This is a genomic window from Parcubacteria group bacterium (genome assembly GCA_041660065.1).
In the GTDB taxonomy this organism is placed as follows: Bacteria; Patescibacteriota; Minisyncoccia; order Moranbacterales.
Window position 1 is genome coordinate 407,304 of the sequence record JBAZXC010000001.1, and the last position, 18,697, is coordinate 426,000.

An 18,697-nucleotide genomic window follows, 5' to 3' on the forward strand; every position below is an offset into this window, starting at 1 on the left:
TTACAGGGCTTCGGTTGAGGTCCGTGTTACTTATTCGACACATACGTTTCCGTTTGTGCCGCCCAGAGAGCTCTGAACACATTGTCTACCTTGAGGGTAGCAATGTAGTCGTAGATCCGCGAGCCATCCCCGTTAAACATCCAACGGGGATTGAGGATCCTGATGTCAATCAGCTCCTGTTCGTACCAAGCAAGCTTGGTGCCGAATCCGCCTTGGAGATATCCGGAGTCCTTACCCCAGAGGTACCCGAGATTGGCGTTGAATGTGGGAGTCAGTCTCCAATGATTGACATCATCGAGATACCAGTCATAGAGATCTGCCGACCCAAACAACACGAATTGACGATTATCGTACGGGTCATACTTCCCCTTAGAGTCATGATAACTAACATTATAAGGATGGATGTAGTGAATCCCCACTTCCCAGAATGGAAGAAGTTTCTCACCGGCACCGCGCCCTGACTCATCGCCGTAACGCAGACGAGCCTCGATCTGACTCTCGGTCTGCTGTGAGCTAAGCTTGGAATTCCAGCTATCAGTTTCCTGACGCAGAATACCCAGCTCTGCTTCGGTTTCGCGATGCCTGTCGTGATGATATACACCACTCACGCCACCGCCAACCGTCCTATAGTCGGAATTAGACCATTGGCCTTTTTTCCGATCATAGGTGTCAGCACTCCCTTCGGTATAAGTCACATACCCTCCAGCATCCAACTTGCCCATACGGAGTGGACGGACACGTGCCTTGATGTTTGTGCTCTCACCATGCCGATCCTTATCCCCTCCACCAAATGGTGAGAACTTGGAATGAGTAATGTCGAAAGCGTCCACGGATTGTATTCCGCGGAATTTCACTTTCGGCTCCGGCGGTTGCTCTTCATCACCAGCATACGCCGATGATGCAATGAGCAAACACATTGCGATCAAACATAAAAGTTTTTTCATAATCACTACCTCCCTATTTGTCTTTGATATTCCTTCATAAAATCCCATGTGCTGGCGACTTTGATGACGGCATTGTTTTCCTGTTGTGCCACTTTAGAAGGCTTTGATACCTTTTGTGGCTTTTCAACAACAGCATCTTTTTTCTCCACCACCTGCACAGTTTTGACAACTGGCGATGGCGAAGGAGCTAGCGTTTCCGGCTTTGCAATGACAACCTTCTCCGGCGCCCTTGCAATAACCTCTTGCTTTGGCACTGGTGGCGGTTGCACGCGTGGTTGTGCGATCTCTTGCGAGACTGCACTTCCACGTTGTTCGCCTGCTTCCAGCGTGACGATCTGACGCGTTGCCGCACCGGAACTGTTCACACTGATCGCAAGAGCCGTGATTGGCACTTCTGTACTTACTGGTGTGATGAGTCGCCACCATGTACGATTTTTTTCATCGTACCCGATGACATCACCTTTCACCGTGTAGCGCACAGATGCACTACCGATCTTGCCATTCTTCCACTGCGCTGTATCAGACGACAGGAGCGAACTCCATGCCGACTGCACGACATCAAGACCTTTTAACGTATCTTGCGTCACAGTGGCAGCGAGTAGCATGTGTGGCAGAAGCCACACGAGAAAAGATATAACAAGTATTCTTTTCATTCTACATCCCTCCTGTCATGTTTTGAATATGGGCTTTCTGATACATCCCGAGCAGAAGCTCGAACTGTTCAGAAAAATCCTTCCGTTGACACATACCACGAGCCGTCATCGACTCCCATGCCGTGTCCATAAACGACGCAATACTGCCATCCACCATACTTGACAGAGCACCCAGCCCCATCAATCCCGGCGTACCACCAAGTGGCAACCGCAACCGTGACACAAATTTCTGCCACGGCGTGATAAGGGGGTTTTTGGCAAGCAATTTCTCCATATCCTCTTCGGACAGGTAACTTGCCACAATTTCCCCATCAGGCAACTTCAACTGATATCCGATGTCAGAAAGCATCTTCTTGCGAAAAGCCTCCCACTTCGGATCACCGTCGACGACAGCAATCTCTTGCACATCATCAGTGGTCATCACAACCCCGAAACCTTCAATACGCTTTTTCCACGTATCGTTGATCACAGGAATTGTCTTGCCAAGTTGCTTCATGAGCTCGATCCGATATTTTGGTTCTTTTTCGAATTTCGCCCAATCATAGGTTTGCTCATCTACGATCGTGTACTCGTACCCAGGTACGGCACCGATCGGAGACGCCAGCCACACGCCACCATCCTTATTGGTAACTGCAAAAGCGTATTCACCGCGTAACATATCATCCTTGTCACCAAGGCCAACACACTGCGCAGGGATCATCGCCCACGGATTTTTGTCACCAAATGCCTGACTCGGCACAGAATAACAAAATCCCTTGACCATCGGTGCATTTTCATCTTTCAATGACACACCGACGAATGGGAATACACCCGAGAATGACTTATCCATCTCGACAAGAAATCGCGATGGTACAACACCGGTAAAATTAAAAATTTTACCACCGGCTTTTTCCAGCTGGTCGGGATGCATTACCGTCATCCCTTGCTCTGGTTGTGTAAGTGCAAAATTTGGCATTTGACTAGCACAGCCAGTCAAAAACAAAAACCCTAAACAAATAGAAATCACTGTGATATTTTTCATGATCCTTCTCCTTTTATGTAGATTTATAAAATTTTTAAATTAACACGAACCATTGTGACCTGTGTAGATCACGCATAAATACACAATTTTTTCTGTATTTATGCGCCATATCTCTACAGATTGTTAACCGTTTATTTTATCACAAAATCAAGAAAAAGTCAATAGCTGTGGCAAAAAGAAAAAACCGGGGTAATCCTATTAAGAATTACACCCGGCTCGTGATCACTGACACTGCTACCTACTTATACAGGTTGGCTGGCACGCTGTAGAGCGGTCCCCTGTTGACTGTGAGATGGTGCCCACTTGGTCCACCATCTTCCGATCCATCTTGCCGGAAAGTGTATCCCCGACTTTTCAGCCAGCCAATGGCTGATTCATGGGACGGCAGGTCTCTTGCGCAGTCCAGGTGGATCATCCATCCATCTACGTTGGCGAGAGTCTTGACCTTGTATCCGGAACCTTTCTTAATGATTTCGAATGCGTAGTCATAGTCCTGCGCCCATCCGTCTGCGCGGAACCTTTCACCACACGACAGATTTTCCGTGAATGTGACGTCGGCATTCCTGCTATTTCTTGCAGGCGCCGGTGAGGCACACGCAGAAACGATCAATACCGTCAACATCATAAAAAAGAACCCTGTAACTTTTGTCTTCATGACATTCTCTCCTTGTTTGTATTTTTTTAATATCATGCCATCATGCGATAGCACAAAAAAAATTGGTCTGTCATACTTTAATAGCATAACAGACCATTATACACCTTTTTAGAGTCCTTGTCAAGGGGCTCTGGGAAGGCTTTTCTTGAAAACCAGTGACTCACTGCTTTTGGGCACTGTACTCACTGGCACCGTTGATGTCGGCGATCCGCTGATGATAAAGAGAGAAATCGTATCATAACTCCCTCGATGATCAGTGAATGGCTCTTGTGTACCTGGCTCAAACACTTGTTTGTAACTTTCGCCAGGATATGTCAACTCTGGTAATTTTGCCAAAATAGTGGTTTCGTTACCATAATTGTGCATACAACTACCATCCGGCCATGCGCGAGGATAAAAAACCCCTCCACTCACACGACCACGCTTAGCTTTGTACTGAATGCCCTTTGATTTTGTCGGGCGATACTGCACTTCGATAGCATCAGCGCCATTTGGTTGCAACGCCATGATCGCATCTGGTACACGTCCGCTGAACTCACCTTCATCACACGTCGCCACAATTGCAGCGGATGCAGGATGTTTCACAGCAGGCGTCGGTGGTGGTGCAACGGAAACTGTTGTAGTAACCAGTGGCTGTAAAGCCTCACCCCATACACGCTTGAATTGACTGCCCTGTGTCGGACAAACATCAAGCAGGGTTAATCCTGATTGAGGATTTTTGAGATAATTCTGCAATTTGCGCAGAAGCTTATCACTGATATCAATATTTTCCTTGCCACCAGGTCCGGTAATGATCACCGTTCGACCTGTTCCCGATACTCGCACAATTTCCGTGCCGATCGTGAACGATCGAGTAAGTTTTGCGGCAACATCACCGCGTTGCTTTTCTGCAACAATTGTGACTGTTCTCGCCGCATACGCCGATCTGGCCATGCCAACTAACAGCACACAAAACAACATTACAATACATACACGCCACGTTTTCATACCCAACCTCCCCTATTTAAATTTGGTATTTTCCATACCTTTTTTTTCAAGAACAACCTTTGAAGTCAGACCTCTTCCGACTCTGCATGTGGCGCAACTATTTTGCGCCACACAGCAGAATTGTGATCTTTTGAACACTTTTCTACGGATAGACAAGTGTATCACAGATCACGGGTGCATGCAATCTCTTATGCGTTTCTGGCACGAAAATCACTGATCCGCTTGTGTAATTCATCCATTTCCGGATCAAATTCGATCGTAGCCTCACTGTTTTGAAAGTGTTCCAAAACAACATCCTTTTCTTCATCTTCCTCCTGAACATAAGGAATCGTAGCTATCGGTTCATATACCTCTTCCCGTACTTCATTCACATAATTATTTGTTTTTTTGCCGCCAAATCGTACTGCGGGGAAAAAGTACACGATCACCATCGCGATCATCAAGCCGCCGATTGCACCGGCAATCGTGTTTGGCGCGATGCGTGGCACTGTCGGTCGCAGGGGTGTGTTTGGTCCGTCGATCAGACGCACTTCCACACGCTCGCCACCACCGTGATACGCCTCACTGTTTGTCGTCAGAACATATGCGATCGCCTTGGCTGTTTCTTCTGCCGTTTTGCGCGACCCATCATATACACTAATCTTGAGGATGCCGGTATTATTCACTTTCTTTACATCAATGAATTTTTCCCATTCTTTTTGACGTTGTTCCGGATCGCGGGAAAATGTACGTCGCGCTTCAAACGGCGCGTCTTGCACGCTGTTGAAAAACGATGTGGTATAGATCGCCTGTGCAAAGATATTGCTCAAAAATTCCGCAGATTTGGTCGCGCTGAACGCGTCAACCTTTTCATCGGCTTGTTTTTGGACAACGATCATTTGTATATCGCTCTGGAATTTTGCCGGAAGCAAAGCGGATATGATAAATGCACCAAGTCCAAAGATAATCGTAAATACACAGATCATCTGCCACCGCTCCAGTATATTTTTTATTGTTGTGTGATTCATATGCGTTTATTAATTACTTTTAATGGAAAAATCTTTACCGATATAACTGCCGAAACCTTTTTGCGATTCCCAGAGTGATGTACAGCTTTTTGCCACATACTTCTGGAACGTCAGACGGATCTTTGGCGATTTCTTGCGCATTTCGAGATATTTGGTCTTTGCGACATAATCCTGAAATGCATAGAAAAATGCGATCATAAATCCATAGCGTCCATCCAGAAACCCCAATCGCAACACAAACATATACACAAATCTGATCAGTGGTGTAAACGGGATAAATGTCCATAGATCTTTGACCACTGCTTTTGCATAATACGGATTGGTCATAAACATCGCCAATGAGATCTTTGTCATACCGTTTTCATACACGCGAATCATATAATTTGCCTGCCATGAAGAATATCGGTTGAATTTCTCAAAAAATTGATCCAATGATCGATCGCTGTAATGCAAGATATCTCCTGCGATATTTTTCATACGATCTTTTGCAAGAATGATATGTGCATGCACATTGCGATCCTCATAACGACATTCCTTGCGGAAAAGTCGAATGTTGTAAAGCGGATATCGTCCGCCCCATCGCAAGAACTTCCCCAAGAAATAATGCTTGCGTGCAATACCAAAACCATCGAATTTTTCTATTTCTTCTGATGTAAGCATTGCTTGGATCGTTTTTTGCAATTGATCCGTAACAACCTCATCACTATCCAAAAGAAGGACCCACTCATGCGTTGCTTGCGGGATTGCCCAGTTCTTTTGTTTTGCGCTGTAAACATATTCATGTTGCAAAACACGCGCGCCAAGATCCTTCGCAATTTCCACAGTACGATCTGTCGAGAAAGAATCCACAACCAAAACCTCATCCGCCCATGTTACAGAGCGAATTGCCTGTGCGATCAAATCCTCCACGTTAAATGTAGGAATGATCACAGTGATCTTTTTTTGCAGTTTTTGCGCCATAAAATATGTTATTATTGCTCATTTATTGGTCAATATGCCTCTTCTCCGCACACTTTCGAGATAACAAACTATATTAGCAGAAAAACGCTTATTTGTCAAGTGCTGGTTTTTGGCTAGATTTTGCCATTTTTTGTCGTCCTGACGACCATTGTCATTATCGCAAGAAAACCATTATAGCATAATCCACATATTGACAAGATGTAACAAGACGAAAGAGGCAAGTTGCAAACCTGCTCCTGCAAAATCGCAATGACGATGAAGAAACTACTATCTGCATTTATCCCTTGTTGGTGTTTTGACATAGTGTGCTATAATAAAGATGTTTAATATGTAAAAATACAACAATGGCACAAAAAGTAGCAAAGAAGAAAGTGGACCCACGAGCTCTCGCCAAAAAAGAAGCACAAAAACTTCAAATGATGGCAGAAAAGGAAATGAAGAAAGTCAAAAAAGAACTCGTTGCCGCAGAAAAAAAAGTTGCTGATTTTATCAAAAAAAATCCTGCAAAAGCTGCAGCAATTTCTGCTGGCGCTGGTGCAGTGATCGGCGCAAGTATTGCCGCTCTTCTCACAGGACGCAAAAAATAGATTATTCTATTGATCAAAAAATCGCCCCAATGGGGCGATTTTTATTTTATGAAGAAATCGCTTGCATGGGTGAGATTTCCGCTGCCCGTCGCGCAGGATACACACCAAAAACCACACCAGCCGTCACCGAAAAGATCATTGCGACAAGAATAGCGCGCGTTGGGATAAAAAAGTGAATGTCATCAAACCCCGCATAACGAATCGCACTAAATGCCAGAGAAAGCAGGATTGTCGTGATCACGATCCCGATCACCGATCCGGCACATGCGATCACGATCGACTCAATGACAAACTGTTTGACCACATCTTTCTTGCGCGCACCCAATGCTTTGCGCAAGCCAATTTCCATTCGCCGTTCCTCGATCGACACAAGCATGATGTTCATGATCCCGATTCCGCCCACCACAAGAGAAATGGATGCGAGTGCCAAAAGTAAGATGTTTACACCACCCAAAATCGTATCAAACATATCCTGCGCCTCAATGATCGTCATGGCAGAGAAATCATCCTCGCTTGGTTTATCGATCTCATGGCGCGAACGCAAGATTATGCGCATATCCTCCGCCGTTTGATCGATCTTTGTCACATCCCGTACTTTGAATGTCACGTACCCCAAATAATCCACACCAAGAATCTTTTTTTGTAACGTTGTATGTGGCATATAGATCATATCATCAAAAGAAAACCCAAATGATGCCCCACGCTCCTTCAAGATGCCCACCACTTTATATCGATTGTCATTGAGTGTCACTCGCGTCCCAATCACATCATCTCCTACTGCCGTACCAAAAAGCGCCTCCGCAACAGTAGAACCCAACACGATCACATTTTCCGATGTGCGATGTTCCTCTTCACTAAAAAACCGTCCATATGCAATTTCAACTCCAGGATCAACAAGTGGCGCATCAGCACTTGAGCCGAGCAATGTCACATACCTTTTGACATCCTTATATCGTGCGCGAGCTTGACCGAGTAGACCCGTATTGTATGCCATAACATTTGGCAATAATGCCAAAGCTTTTGCATCATCTTCGGTAAGTGTGGTGATCTGCGCTCCCATCGCCATACTTGACGCGTTTTCTGTCGAAACGTGGCTTGTCTCCGGCAAAGATGGCTCTACTTGGATCACATCAGTCCCGAAAGCCTCAATTTCATTGCTAACATAGGATTGAAAGGATTCTCCCATAGTTACAACGCTCATGATCGCCATCACACTGACAATGATCCCCAAGAGTGTCAAAATCGTACGCGCCGTATGCGAAAAAAGACTTTTGATCGAAATGATAATGAGTGCAAAAATATTCATACAATTATTCGTAACGTAATGCTTCCATCGGCGAAATTTTTGATGCCTTCCATGCCGGGTAAATACCAAAGAAAAACCCCAAAATTGTCGACGTGACCAGCGCCATCACCACCATGTCCCATGAGAGGAAAACCGTCCATGTATAACCTTGCGCACGTGCAATATATCCCACGAGATACACAACGCCCACACCGCACAAAAATCCCATGATCCCGCCAACACTGGCAATTGTCATGGATTCAAAAAGGAACTGCATGACAATATCTCTTTTGCGCGCACCGACAGCCTTGCGCAAACCGATCTCGCGAATACGTTGTGACAACGCGATAAACATGATATTCATCACGCCAATCCCTCCGACAACAAGTGACACAGCAGCAACAGCGGCGAGAAAATATTTCATGATATTTGTGACATTGTTGATGGTCGACAATGCACTCGCCATATTGCGTATGGAAAAATCCCCATCCTCATCATCAGGAATATCATGTCGTGAACGCAACAACGTATCAACATCTTGCTCAGTCTGCGCCATGTATTCTTCACTATCCACACGCAAACGAATAAAATTCAAGTGATTGATACCGAGAAGATTTTTTTGCGCTACATGAAGTGGCACGTAGATCATCTCATCAAAATTAGAAATGAGTGATGACCCTTTTGGCTCCAGCACACCGATCACACGAAATGACTGATCATCGATCTTGATCTTTTTACCCAATGGATCCGCATTATCAAAGATGTCTTTCGCAATTGTCGGCCCTAAAACAGCCACCGGTGCATTTTTTTCGTCCTCCACGACAGAAAAAAACCTCCCGACAGCAATCGTATTGTTTTCCACATTGATCATATCTGCAGATACCCCTTGAAATGTCTGTGATTTTGAATAATTTTTACTTTTGACAACAGCATTACCTGTCACATAACCGGAAATCGCAACAGCGTGTGGCACATTACTCTGCTCTTTCATCGCATCAAGATCATCATTGGTCAGTGTCGTGATCACAATGCCAAAAGCACTCGCAGGTGGCCCATCTTTTTCTGCGGCACCCGGCAAGATGCCGATCAAATTTGATCCCACGGCACGGATCTGCGCCAAGATCAAGTCTTGCGCACTGGCACCAATGCTCATCACAACAAGAATTGCACCGATTCCGATCACAATACCAAGAACCGTCAATGATGTGCGCAATTTCGCTGCAGAAAAATTCTGCCATGTGATACGAAGGGATAGGAGAAATTGACGGATCATAAGAAAAAAATTGTATCATTATTTTACAAGAGTTCCGTTCTGGGCAAAACGACGGTTTTCCACTTTTTCATCAGCGACAATCTGTCCATCACTGATACGCAAAATCCTTTCTGCATGTTCTGCTGTTTCGTGTTCATGCGTGACCAAAATGATCGTATGTCCATGCTTGTGCAACCCCTGCAAAATGCGCAGAACCTGTGTACCCGACTTGGAATCCAAATTACCCGTCGGTTCATCGGCAAAAATCACATCCGGATCATTGACCAGCGCCCGCGCGATCGCAACACGTTGTTTTTCTCCGCCAGACAACTGGTGCGGCATATGATCAATCCGATGCAACATATCCACATCCTCCAGCGCTTTTCTCACACGCTCTTTTTTGTGTGTTGACCCCCACAAACGTCCGAGAAATGTTTTTTTATCCTCTGTATCCTCACTATAAAAATCGTATAGAAGTGGTAGCTCTACGTTCTCTGACACGCTCACCCGAGACAACAGATTAAATGACTGAAAAACAAAACCGATTTCCTGATTGCGGATCCGCGCGAGCTCCTCATCATCGAATTCCAAAGCATTTTTTCCGCGAAATGAATATGACCCACCAGTCGGCCGTTCCAATAAGCTTAGCACATGCATAAATGTTGATTTGCCGGATCCGCTCGGTCCCATGATCGACACAAACTCTCCTCGTCGAATATCACACGACGCATCACATAATGCCTGTGTTTTTGTTTCACCCATATCATACACCTTTGTAAGATGCCGGCATGAGATGATCACTTCCTGCACCATAGAATTATTTGGTTTCATCATATATTGCAAAAATTTCCTGTCCTTCACTCAACCCGCTTACGATCTCCACATTGCCATTATCTCCTTCCAATCCGCGCGAAATGTATTGCTTTTTATATGTGTCCTTGCCGTCAGCAACATAAACAAAATCACCCGCATCATCCGCGCGAACAAATCGAACCGGAATTGCCAAGACAGATTCCTTTTGTGCTACGATAATATCCACATCAACACTCATGCCCGGACGCATCCGCTCTTCCATATGATCCATTGTGAGGAGAGTGCGATAATATGTCACGTCTTGGATCTTTACAGCCTCAGGGTCAATCTGTGTGATCTGCGCGCGAAAAGTCTCATCATCAAAAGCATCAAATGTGATCTGCGCTTCTTGTCCTACATGCATCTTTGGGATATCGGACTCAGACATAAACGCCTCAATGTGCATTGCCGTCGGATCGATCACACGCATCACCGTACCACTTGCCACCTCTCCCACACGTCCATCTTGTTGTGTGACAACACCATCGATCGGCGACACGAGTTCTTTTTTCATCCACTGCGATTGAGTTGCTGATAATTGCGCACGTGCTTGCTCCACATCTTTTAGGATATTATATCGTTCTTCCGGTTTATAGTCCTCCCATTTTCGCCGCGCAAGTTCCTCCGTAGAAATCGCTTTTTCCACAGTTACCCTCGCACTGTGAATTTGTGCTGCCAATTGATCACTGTCGATACGGATCATCGTTTGACCTTTTTTGACCTCATCACCTACATCCGCACCGATCCATTCGATCACACTCGGCACCTCAAAAGAAAGATTGGCATACGATATCGGCTGAACTTCTCCACTGTCGCTCACCGTTTCCACAACGGTGTCCTTACCGACAATTATGGATTCATGTTGTTGATCACTTGATTTACCGCCAAACCGTTGCCACAAAAAAAAGATGACAAAAATGGCAATAAGTCCGTATATGATTTTTTTGATATGTTTTTTCATAGAAGCGTTATATTTCCGTATTCACATTATTTAACTGATTTAACATAAATGTCATTTTTTCTTTTATATAACAATTATTTAAAAGAAAACTTCTGTCATCCTGAACTTGTTTCAGGATCTCACATCTTAGATGCTGAAACAAGTTCAGCATGACATGAATCTTAAATGAACTCTATTAGTATTCATTCTATCACATTCTTGCTGCCATCGCCATCAATTTTTTATTTGATCACCGCCGCAACCGCTTGTGCCACGCGCGCATCAAAAGGATCCGGGATTACCATATCAACAAAAGGCTTCTCCACACACGCAGCGATGGCATATGCCGCGTTGATAAACATGTCTTCTGTAAATTGCGCAATGTGATGATCCAATGCTCCACGAAAAATACCTGGAAACGCTAGCACATTGTTTACCTGATTTGGGAAATCACTCCGCCCAGTCGCAACAATAAGAGCGCCTGCTTTTTTGGCGATATCTGGCATGATCTCCGGCTCAGGATTAGCAAGCGCAAAAATGATCGGGTCTTTTGCCATCAGTGCGATATGCTCTGCCGTAAGCAAATGACCAACTGATACACCAATGAACATATCTGCTCCAACAAGAGCGTCCTCCATCATGCCGGAAACCTTGCGCGGATTTGTTTTTCCCGCCATCATTCTCTTGACATCGTTGAGATTTTCACGATCTGCCGTTACAATTCCTTTGCTATCTGACAAAATAATATCCGTAACACCCCACTGTAATAAAATATTTGTGATCGCAATACCAGCGGCACCTACGCCGTTGATCACTACTTTAAGTTCTTCTTTTTTACCGCCACGAATTTTGACTGCGTTGATGATCCCTGCGAGAACGACAACTGCCGTACCATGCTGGTCGTCATGCATCACGGGTATATCTAATTCTTTGCGCAGACGTTCCTCGATCTCAAAACATCGTGGCGAACTGAAGTCTTCCAAATTGATTCCACCAAAAACCGGCGCGATCCGTTTGATTGTCTCAATGATTTCTTCTGTATCTTGCGTGGTGAGACAAATTGGAAAAGCATCCACATTGGCAAAACGTTTGAATAACGCCGCCTTGCCCTCCATCACAGGAATTGCCGCATACGCACCGAGATTGCCCAAACCCAAAATCGCACTCCCATCCGATATGACAGCAACGGTATTTCCCTTGATCGTTAATTCTCTCGCCATTGTCGCATCTTCACTGATCGCACGCGATACACCGGCAACCCCGGGCGAATATGCCAATGAAAGATCATTTTTTGTGTTGAGATCGACTTTCAGACTGAGAGAAATCTTGCCGTGCGCCTTTTTGTGCAGTGCGATCGATTCCTGGTAGATGTCCATATTTTTTGTAAATTTTTATTTATTAGGACTTATGCATTTACATTTAGAAACGTCATTCCGGACTTGATCCGGAATCTAAGATTATACGAACTGATATTTTTTAGATCCTGACTCAAACTCAGGGTAACAGGTGCATAAGTCATATATTTATTGAATGTGTGAAATAATGTCTTGTAATGTCGTACTATTTGTCCATCGTGCGATTTCATTACCCGCCTGATCAACCTGCACGAATGTGTGTTGTTTGTCCACATGATACTTCTCTCGCAATTGTACATTTGTATCATAATCCACCGCATAGATTGCAACAGCTGTCGGGATTGTTTTTTGCTCCGCAGTCACGTCATTCTCCGCAGTGACACAACTAGGACACCATGGTGCTGTAAAAAAGAGAATGTTCTTTTCATGTTTTGCGATGGAGCTCTCATCAAATTTTTGATAGACTCCTGGCACATCGTTTTCCACCGTAAGCATTTTTTCACCTGTTTCTTTGAGTTTTTCTCCCACTGCCGTACGACCCTCTTCTGCCACTCTATCGATCACCTTTCCCCCGTTTTCTTTGAGCGCTTCCTGGGCTTTATTTTGTACATCTTCTGTGATGTTTTGATCATTGAAGGAAAACATCGTCGCAGACAACCCGATCACGATCACAATGAGCAGAAGAAGGAGTATTTTGATCCCGCCTTTGTGCGTCATAATTATATATTATTACTTATCCTCTCTTATCATACTCGCTCAACACCCATTTGGCAAAACCAAAAGTCGAGGACTGTCCTCGACTTGCATAAATAAAAAAAGACGGAAATGGTTCTTCCGTCTTTTGTACACTTTTCAGTGAATTTAAACCACATGCACTTCATTTTCTCTGTAGTATTTTCCTCCCTATTGCCTCTATACCTAAGCCAATAAGAAAGCAACAGGTGGAGATCATGATAATGAAAATAACATAATTATTTATTGCCGCATTTTCCCATCCTATACGAGCGGCAAAAACACTTGAGTAGCCACTCATGATCAGTCCACAATACGCACCAATAACCGCCCCAATCCAACCAAGAACAGAAGCGCCGACTACGATTCCAAAAAGAAGACTGACGATCATAGCCAGCAAACAACCGTTAGTGGCATAATGTACCCCAAGATATGCCCCGCCTAAAACAACAAGTGGCATGCCTACATAAAAAATCAACAAACGCTTAGTGTGTCGCGTAAAGACCATTATAAACAAAAGGATAACGACCACATCTCGAAAAATTACTTCTGACAGAATTGCATCCCCGATCATGGCAGGTGAAGATTCTTTGGTTACAGAAATTTTTTTCTCCTCATTCAAGACAAACTTCCATTTTTCAAATGATGTCTCAACCTTAAGAGGATGATGCCAAAAATACACTTTTTTTACATTTTCATCTGTCCAACCATAATAACCATGCGTTGGCAGAAACTCTGAAATTTCCCCCTTGACCAATCGACTTAATTCCATCTCATAATGACTGGCTTTGATCTTTTCCACATCGACCGATGCATCAAAGATATCTTTATACGTCTCCAGGATCTTTGGCTTTGCCGGCAATGCATAAACCACCAAATCATTGCCATCGATCTCCACTTGCGGATAAAGATATTCGTCCGGAACGGCATCAGCAATGGAAATCGCGATATTGCACATACTTACGATAACTACCAAGACCATCAATGCGATTATTCTTTTCATCTTTCCTTCCTCCAGTTTTTTATGTAGGATTTTCATCACTGTAGTTGACAAGGTACTTCGACGGAATATAGCACAAATTTTAATTTTTGTCAAGCCACTTTTTCAAAACCAAAAGCCGAGGACTGTCCTCGACTTTTGGTTTATACTCTACTTACAGAAGTATTCAGGAGGTTTATTTGAATTGCGCTTCGCAATCGATCTTGTCTTGTCCGGAAAGCATGTTACAGATCTGTTTCATGTCCACACCGCCACCCGCACCAGCACCCTCTTTTACCGGAGCGCTCATTTGTTCCATCATTGCGCTGAGATCTGTGAATGTCACATTCGTCGGCGGGACAAATAGCGTCGCATCTGCATTCCATTTCTCGCAATCATAATTGTATTTCGCATTCATATCCATTGCACCGTCACCTTTTATGTCCCCAGTATTTTCCTTTTGGATATTTCCTGCCGCTTTTGCGAGGTCTTCTTTTTCCATCTTCATCTTTGTGCCTTGTAGAGATGTTGACGTCCACATATATAACCATGTTCCATCGCTGATCGCATATGCCTCACCGATCTCCCCATTCACACCAACGGGCATATTCATCGTCTTACTGTTCATTTTTTCCCCATCAACATAGGTGATCCCACTCATACCGCTCTCGCCATCCTCCCATGTACATTTCACCGCGCCACCCATGAGCATGATGTCTTTGATGCTTCCTGTCACTTTTTCACTTCCTTCTTTTACCTCTGCCACTTTTTGTTGTGCGGTATTTACCGTTTCCTGTATTTGCTCCTGTGCCGGCAATTTTGCACTGCATGCACTCAACATGATCACTGCTCCAAAAAGCATTGTCATGACAACGATATTCTTTTTCATATGTTGTTATTTAGCTAGTTATTTATATGCCTGTATTATACATGCAGTTTTTTATAGTGACAATATCTATCCTCGTCATCGCGAGTGAAACGAAGCGATCTTTTTGCAATGTGAAATTCTCGTCGGAGATTGCCTGCCTACCGGCAGGCAGGCTTCGTTCCTCGCAATGACAGGTGTGTATTTTCCTATTACCAATTCTATTTCAACATAAAAAAGACCTTATGTATTCACATAAGGTCCCAGATTGTATTCGCACAATCCTAAAGCGTTGACAAAAATTTGCCGATCTTAAGGACAAAGGATCCATAGTTCAAAGATCTCCACAGTTCTCAGGACTAACTTGCGCAACACGCAGACGGACGGTCGGCAGCATACCGAAGGCCAAGCCAAAAGTGGTTCCATGTCCACGTGCCATCATCGCCCCGAAGGAGAAACAGAACATAGCGCCAGCCATTCGAATCGCGAAGAATAAGACCAGAAAAGTCCAGAAAAGTGATTCCGAAATTCTGGTAGAGCCACTCGAGAGCGCCATTGATCCCATTTTCCTGATAATCTTCCCAAATGGCGAGAAAAACATTTCCTCCAAATCGGATGAGATCTGACTTTTTTTCTTTCAGACGACGGATTTTTTCCTCGCAATCGATCGATTTTTCCTTTGTCCGAAGACATGTCTCAAAAACAAACTTTGTGAGTTCAATCTCAGTGAGAGTCTCTGATCGCGGATCGACATCTCTCTCGCCGGTAAGTCCGTCACCATCAGCAGACCCCTTCCAGACAGTCCAACCTTTACCGAGAAACTCAGTTGGGTCAAACGGTTTGGTCAGGAGCAACTTTGAGTTATTGATAGTAAGACGAAATCTATTTTCTATAAAAGCAGCAAACAGCTTTCCTTTTTGATCTGGCGGAAGGTCAATAAAAGGCTGAACATCAACCTTAATTTTGTCCCACGGAATATCAACAGAAAATGATGCAATTAAACTGCGAGCTTGACCACCAGAGATAGCTTTACCCATGACAATTCTCCTCTTTACATGTGCGCTTGACCACATCTGCGATATGCAGAATAAGCTTAACGCATTTATGAACGTAGATATGACACAATATAAAATCCTTTCTTTTGGAGAAAGAATACGAATTTACCATTGTTAATGAGCTAACGTTACATTGTACACCTAAATAGCCTTTTTGTCAATGTTTTTGACTACCCCAAATGCTTTCTTATCACTGTTTTTTTAAACAAATATGTGCGCGCTACATGCAAAAATCTCCCCTGCCCCTCTTTACAAAAGAGGGGGTCTTAAAAAATCATTTTACAAATGATGCAATGCGGAAGCAAGCCTCACAAAAAAACACCGCGTGTTGCGGTGTTCTTCTTTATGCTAGTTTTTGACAAGTTCGCGCAGATCGTACTGCTTGCCTTCTCTTTGCCACTTTTTTAGTGTACGGAGTGCAGTTGTCGATAGACGCACGGACATTTTTGTACCGGTAGCGGGATTGACCAATGTTCTCTTTTGCAAATTGATCATAAATGTTCTCCTTGTTTTCCTCTGGGAATGAGAAACATTATTTCCCACTGCAGTGCCTTTGCCTGTTATTTCACATATGCGAGACATATTTTTCCTTATAGTTAAAAACGAATAATTTATTTCTTTTCACGATATACTGTATGCTTTTTTGCTACCGGATTGAATTTTTTGACCTCAATTTTGATCCCGCGAAGCTTTTTGGTATTTTTGTGCGACCAAATAGTATGGCCTTTGCCTTTGCCTTCTTCATCACCCTGTGATACGAGTTTAATAAGATTGTCCTGTGACATAATTGCTATAAAAAAATAAACAAACATCAACAAACGCACGGTATTATTTCGTGCTTTTCATGTATGAAGGTCATTATACACGATTTCAAAAATATTGCAAGTTCACGCACTTTTTACACAAAAAAACAACTCTACTTCTAAATTCACAATTGTAAACCTGCCTGCCGGTAGGCAAGGTTGAAAATTATACTTGTGTGACCCCACGGAGAAGCTCACACGGTGACACATCACCTTTTAAAAACCCACGCCTGCCTGCCGGTAGGCAGGGTTTTCAATGCTTTCCTCCAGCAGGAAAACAATTGTTTTCCCGACCCCTTTCATTGTTCGATTTTTTCACTGAACAAAAAACAACAAAACGATATGTCCATTCTCATTTTTATTACTTTTTTGTGACCCCACGGAGAATCGAACTCCGGTTTCCAGGATGAGAACCTGACGTCCTAGCCGCTAGACGATGGGGCCGAATTAAGTTAAAAGTCGAAAGTCAAAAGTCAAAAATAAAACATCAAAAAGATACAAAGAGCATTATAGCAGAATCGTGGAAAAAATCAACTTACGCTTACAACGCCTGTGTCGGATCCTCTACGATTGCGCGTACGATCCTTTCCATGTGCATGCCACGCGACCCTTTGACCAAAATCACATCCCCTTGTTCGATATAATCGACAATGCTTGGAATGACCGTCTCCGCATCACTAAAATATTTCTTTTGTATATGTTTTTGTTGCAACTGCTCATATGCATCGCGCATTTTTTCTCCCACAAAAAATACTTCATCAATCTTGTTTTCTTCCATGTATATTGCAACTTTTTTATGTTCTGCAACAGATATATCACCCAATTCACGCATATCCCCCACAATCGCGATCTTTCTTTCTGCCGGAATTTTCCCAAGTGTTTCAATCGCCGCTTTCATTGCTTTTGGCGATGCGTTGTATGTATCATCAATGAGGAGAGCACCTTTTTTTGTTTTAAGAAGTCGCATCCGCCCTGGAGATGGCACAAAATCCTCCAGATCATTTATTGTTTCAATGACATTAAGATGCAATTCATGTGCAACAGCAAGAGCAGCGAGAGCAGCATAGATCATGTGCTCGGCACACAAGTTATGCAAACGCACAGGGATCATCTTGCCCTCATAATTCAATTTGAAAGACAACCCCGTTGTATAGCACTGTTGAAAACAAACATCAATGTCTGTGGCGACAAAGTCCGCACCATGCACCGTACCATATGACAGACAGCGATTTTTGGTCTTCGCGCAAACATTAGCAACGTTACGATCATCAGCATTAACGATCGCCACGCCACCATCTTTCAACTTCGTTACGATCTTTTGTTTTTCTTCTGCAATATGTTCGATCGATGGGAAAAATTCACTATGCGCCGGTGCAATCGCCGTCAAAATGGCAATATCCGGTAATACGATATGCAAAAGTTTATCCATGTCATACATACGATCCACACCCATTTCCACGACAACAATCTCCGGATAACGCACAGTGCACAGCGCATAGATCCATCGGAAAAAAACCTGCATTACATTCAAAACAGAATCCACACTGTGTTCAACGCCACAGATCGTCAAGGGAACACCAACTTCATTGTTATAATTTTTGCGCGTATACCACACTTTTCTGTGACGACGCAAAATATGCACGATCATATCTTTTGTCGTTGTCTTGCCAATGGAGCCTGTAATACCAATTACGAATGGTTTTTGTCGCCACAATACACTACGCGCCATCCACCGCAAAACTGTTTCACACACATAACGTTTCCA

General features: G+C 43.8%; 20 protein-coding genes and 1 tRNA gene. 1 reads left to right on the plus strand and 20 read right to left on the minus strand.

Annotated elements, in window-relative coordinates; translation table 11 throughout:
• Positions 1–26: 26 nt before the first annotated feature.
• The 7 genes from WC819_02085 to WC819_02115 all read right to left on the minus strand — a co-directional run bounded on the left by WC819_02085 (position 27) and on the right by WC819_02115 (position 6,227).
• The gene (locus WC819_02085; GenBank protein ID MFA5986117.1) at positions 27–944 is read right to left on the minus strand and encodes a hypothetical protein; all 918 of its coding nucleotides are present in this window, start codon (positions 942–944) and stop codon (positions 27–29) included.
• A 5-nt stretch (positions 945–949) separates the two neighbouring features.
• Positions 950–1,597, minus strand: coding sequence for a hypothetical protein (locus tag WC819_02090; GenBank protein ID MFA5986118.1), 648 nt, complete (start codon positions 1,595–1,597; stop codon positions 950–952).
• A gap of 1 nt (position 1,598) precedes the next feature.
• Positions 1,599–2,618: a hypothetical protein gene (locus WC819_02095; GenBank protein MFA5986119.1), complete on the minus strand. Its 1,020-nt coding sequence runs from the start codon at positions 2,616–2,618 to the stop codon at positions 1,599–1,601.
• A 238-nt stretch (positions 2,619–2,856) separates the two neighbouring features.
• Complete coding sequence (locus WC819_02100; protein MFA5986120.1) at positions 2,857–3,360, minus strand: hypothetical protein; 504 nt, start codon at positions 3,358–3,360, stop codon at positions 2,857–2,859.
• 33 nt (positions 3,361–3,393) lie between these two features.
• Entirely contained in the window at positions 3,394–4,260 is an 867-nt protein-coding gene (locus tag WC819_02105) for a hypothetical protein (protein MFA5986121.1), read from the minus strand.
• Positions 4,261–4,448: 188 nt separating this feature from the next.
• Complete coding sequence (locus tag WC819_02110; protein ID MFA5986122.1) at positions 4,449–5,267, minus strand: hypothetical protein; 819 nt, start codon at positions 5,265–5,267, stop codon at positions 4,449–4,451.
• 9 nt (positions 5,268–5,276) lie between these two features.
• The gene (locus WC819_02115) at positions 5,277–6,227 is read right to left on the minus strand and encodes a glycosyltransferase family 2 protein (protein ID MFA5986123.1); all 951 of its coding nucleotides are present in this window, start codon (positions 6,225–6,227) and stop codon (positions 5,277–5,279) included.
• A gap of 344 nt (positions 6,228–6,571) precedes the next feature.
• Here WC819_02115 and WC819_02120 point away from each other — a divergent pair, with 344 nt between their 5' ends.
• Positions 6,572–6,814 (plus strand): hypothetical protein, encoded by a 243-nt coding sequence (locus tag WC819_02120; GenBank protein ID MFA5986124.1) that lies wholly within the window; start codon positions 6,572–6,574, stop codon positions 6,812–6,814.
• Between the two features lie 46 nt (positions 6,815–6,860).
• Here WC819_02120 and WC819_02125 read toward each other — a convergent pair whose 3' ends face one another.
• From WC819_02125 to murF, 13 genes are all read right to left on the minus strand, one after another.
• Positions 6,861–8,120, minus strand: a complete 1,260-nt coding sequence (locus WC819_02125; GenBank protein ID MFA5986125.1) for an ABC transporter permease — start codon at positions 8,118–8,120, stop codon at positions 6,861–6,863.
• A gap of 4 nt (positions 8,121–8,124) precedes the next feature.
• A complete protein-coding gene (locus tag WC819_02130; protein MFA5986126.1) occupies positions 8,125–9,372 on the minus strand; it encodes an ABC transporter permease in 1,248 nt (415 codons plus the stop codon).
• Positions 9,373–9,390: 18 nt separating this feature from the next.
• Positions 9,391–10,185, minus strand: coding sequence for an ABC transporter ATP-binding protein (locus WC819_02135; GenBank protein ID MFA5986127.1), 795 nt, complete (start codon positions 10,183–10,185; stop codon positions 9,391–9,393).
• Positions 10,169–11,164: an efflux RND transporter periplasmic adaptor subunit gene (locus tag WC819_02140; GenBank protein ID MFA5986128.1), complete on the minus strand. Its 996-nt coding sequence runs from the start codon at positions 11,162–11,164 to the stop codon at positions 10,169–10,171. The genes WC819_02135 and WC819_02140 overlap by 17 nt, the downstream gene beginning before the upstream one ends.
• Positions 11,165–11,385: 221 nt before the next feature.
• Entirely contained in the window at positions 11,386–12,519 is a 1,134-nt protein-coding gene (locus WC819_02145) for an NADP-dependent malic enzyme (GenBank protein MFA5986129.1), read from the minus strand.
• 147 nt (positions 12,520–12,666) lie between these two features.
• Positions 12,667–13,215, minus strand: a complete 549-nt coding sequence (locus tag WC819_02150; protein MFA5986130.1) for a thioredoxin family protein — start codon at positions 13,213–13,215, stop codon at positions 12,667–12,669.
• A 160-nt stretch (positions 13,216–13,375) separates the two neighbouring features.
• The gene (locus tag WC819_02155; GenBank protein MFA5986131.1) at positions 13,376–14,233 is read right to left on the minus strand and encodes a hypothetical protein; all 858 of its coding nucleotides are present in this window, start codon (positions 14,231–14,233) and stop codon (positions 13,376–13,378) included.
• A 172-nt stretch (positions 14,234–14,405) separates the two neighbouring features.
• Positions 14,406–15,098 carry a hypothetical protein gene (locus WC819_02160; protein ID MFA5986132.1) on the minus strand — a complete coding sequence of 231 codons (693 nt, stop codon included), beginning with the start codon at positions 15,096–15,098 and terminating at the stop codon, positions 14,406–14,408.
• Positions 15,099–15,433: 335 nt separating this feature from the next.
• A complete protein-coding gene (locus WC819_02165) occupies positions 15,434–16,111 on the minus strand; it encodes a hypothetical protein (GenBank protein ID MFA5986133.1) in 678 nt (225 codons plus the stop codon).
• A 366-nt stretch (positions 16,112–16,477) separates the two neighbouring features.
• Entirely contained in the window at positions 16,478–16,711 is a 234-nt protein-coding gene (gene rpmB / locus WC819_02170) for a 50S ribosomal protein L28 (GenBank protein ID MFA5986134.1), read from the minus strand.
• A 29-nt stretch (positions 16,712–16,740) separates the two neighbouring features.
• On the minus strand, positions 16,741–16,914 hold the full coding sequence (gene rpmG / locus WC819_02175; protein ID MFA5986135.1) for a 50S ribosomal protein L33: 174 nt from the start codon (positions 16,912–16,914) through the stop codon (positions 16,741–16,743).
• A gap of 390 nt (positions 16,915–17,304) precedes the next feature.
• Positions 17,305–17,376: transfer RNA gene (locus tag WC819_02180), tRNA-Glu, on the minus strand.
• Positions 17,377–17,473: 97 nt separating this feature from the next.
• A complete protein-coding gene (gene murF, locus WC819_02185) occupies positions 17,474–18,685 on the minus strand; it encodes a UDP-N-acetylmuramoyl-tripeptide--D-alanyl-D-alanine ligase (protein ID MFA5986136.1) in 1,212 nt (403 codons plus the stop codon).
• Between the last annotated feature and the right edge of the window lie 12 nt (positions 18,686–18,697).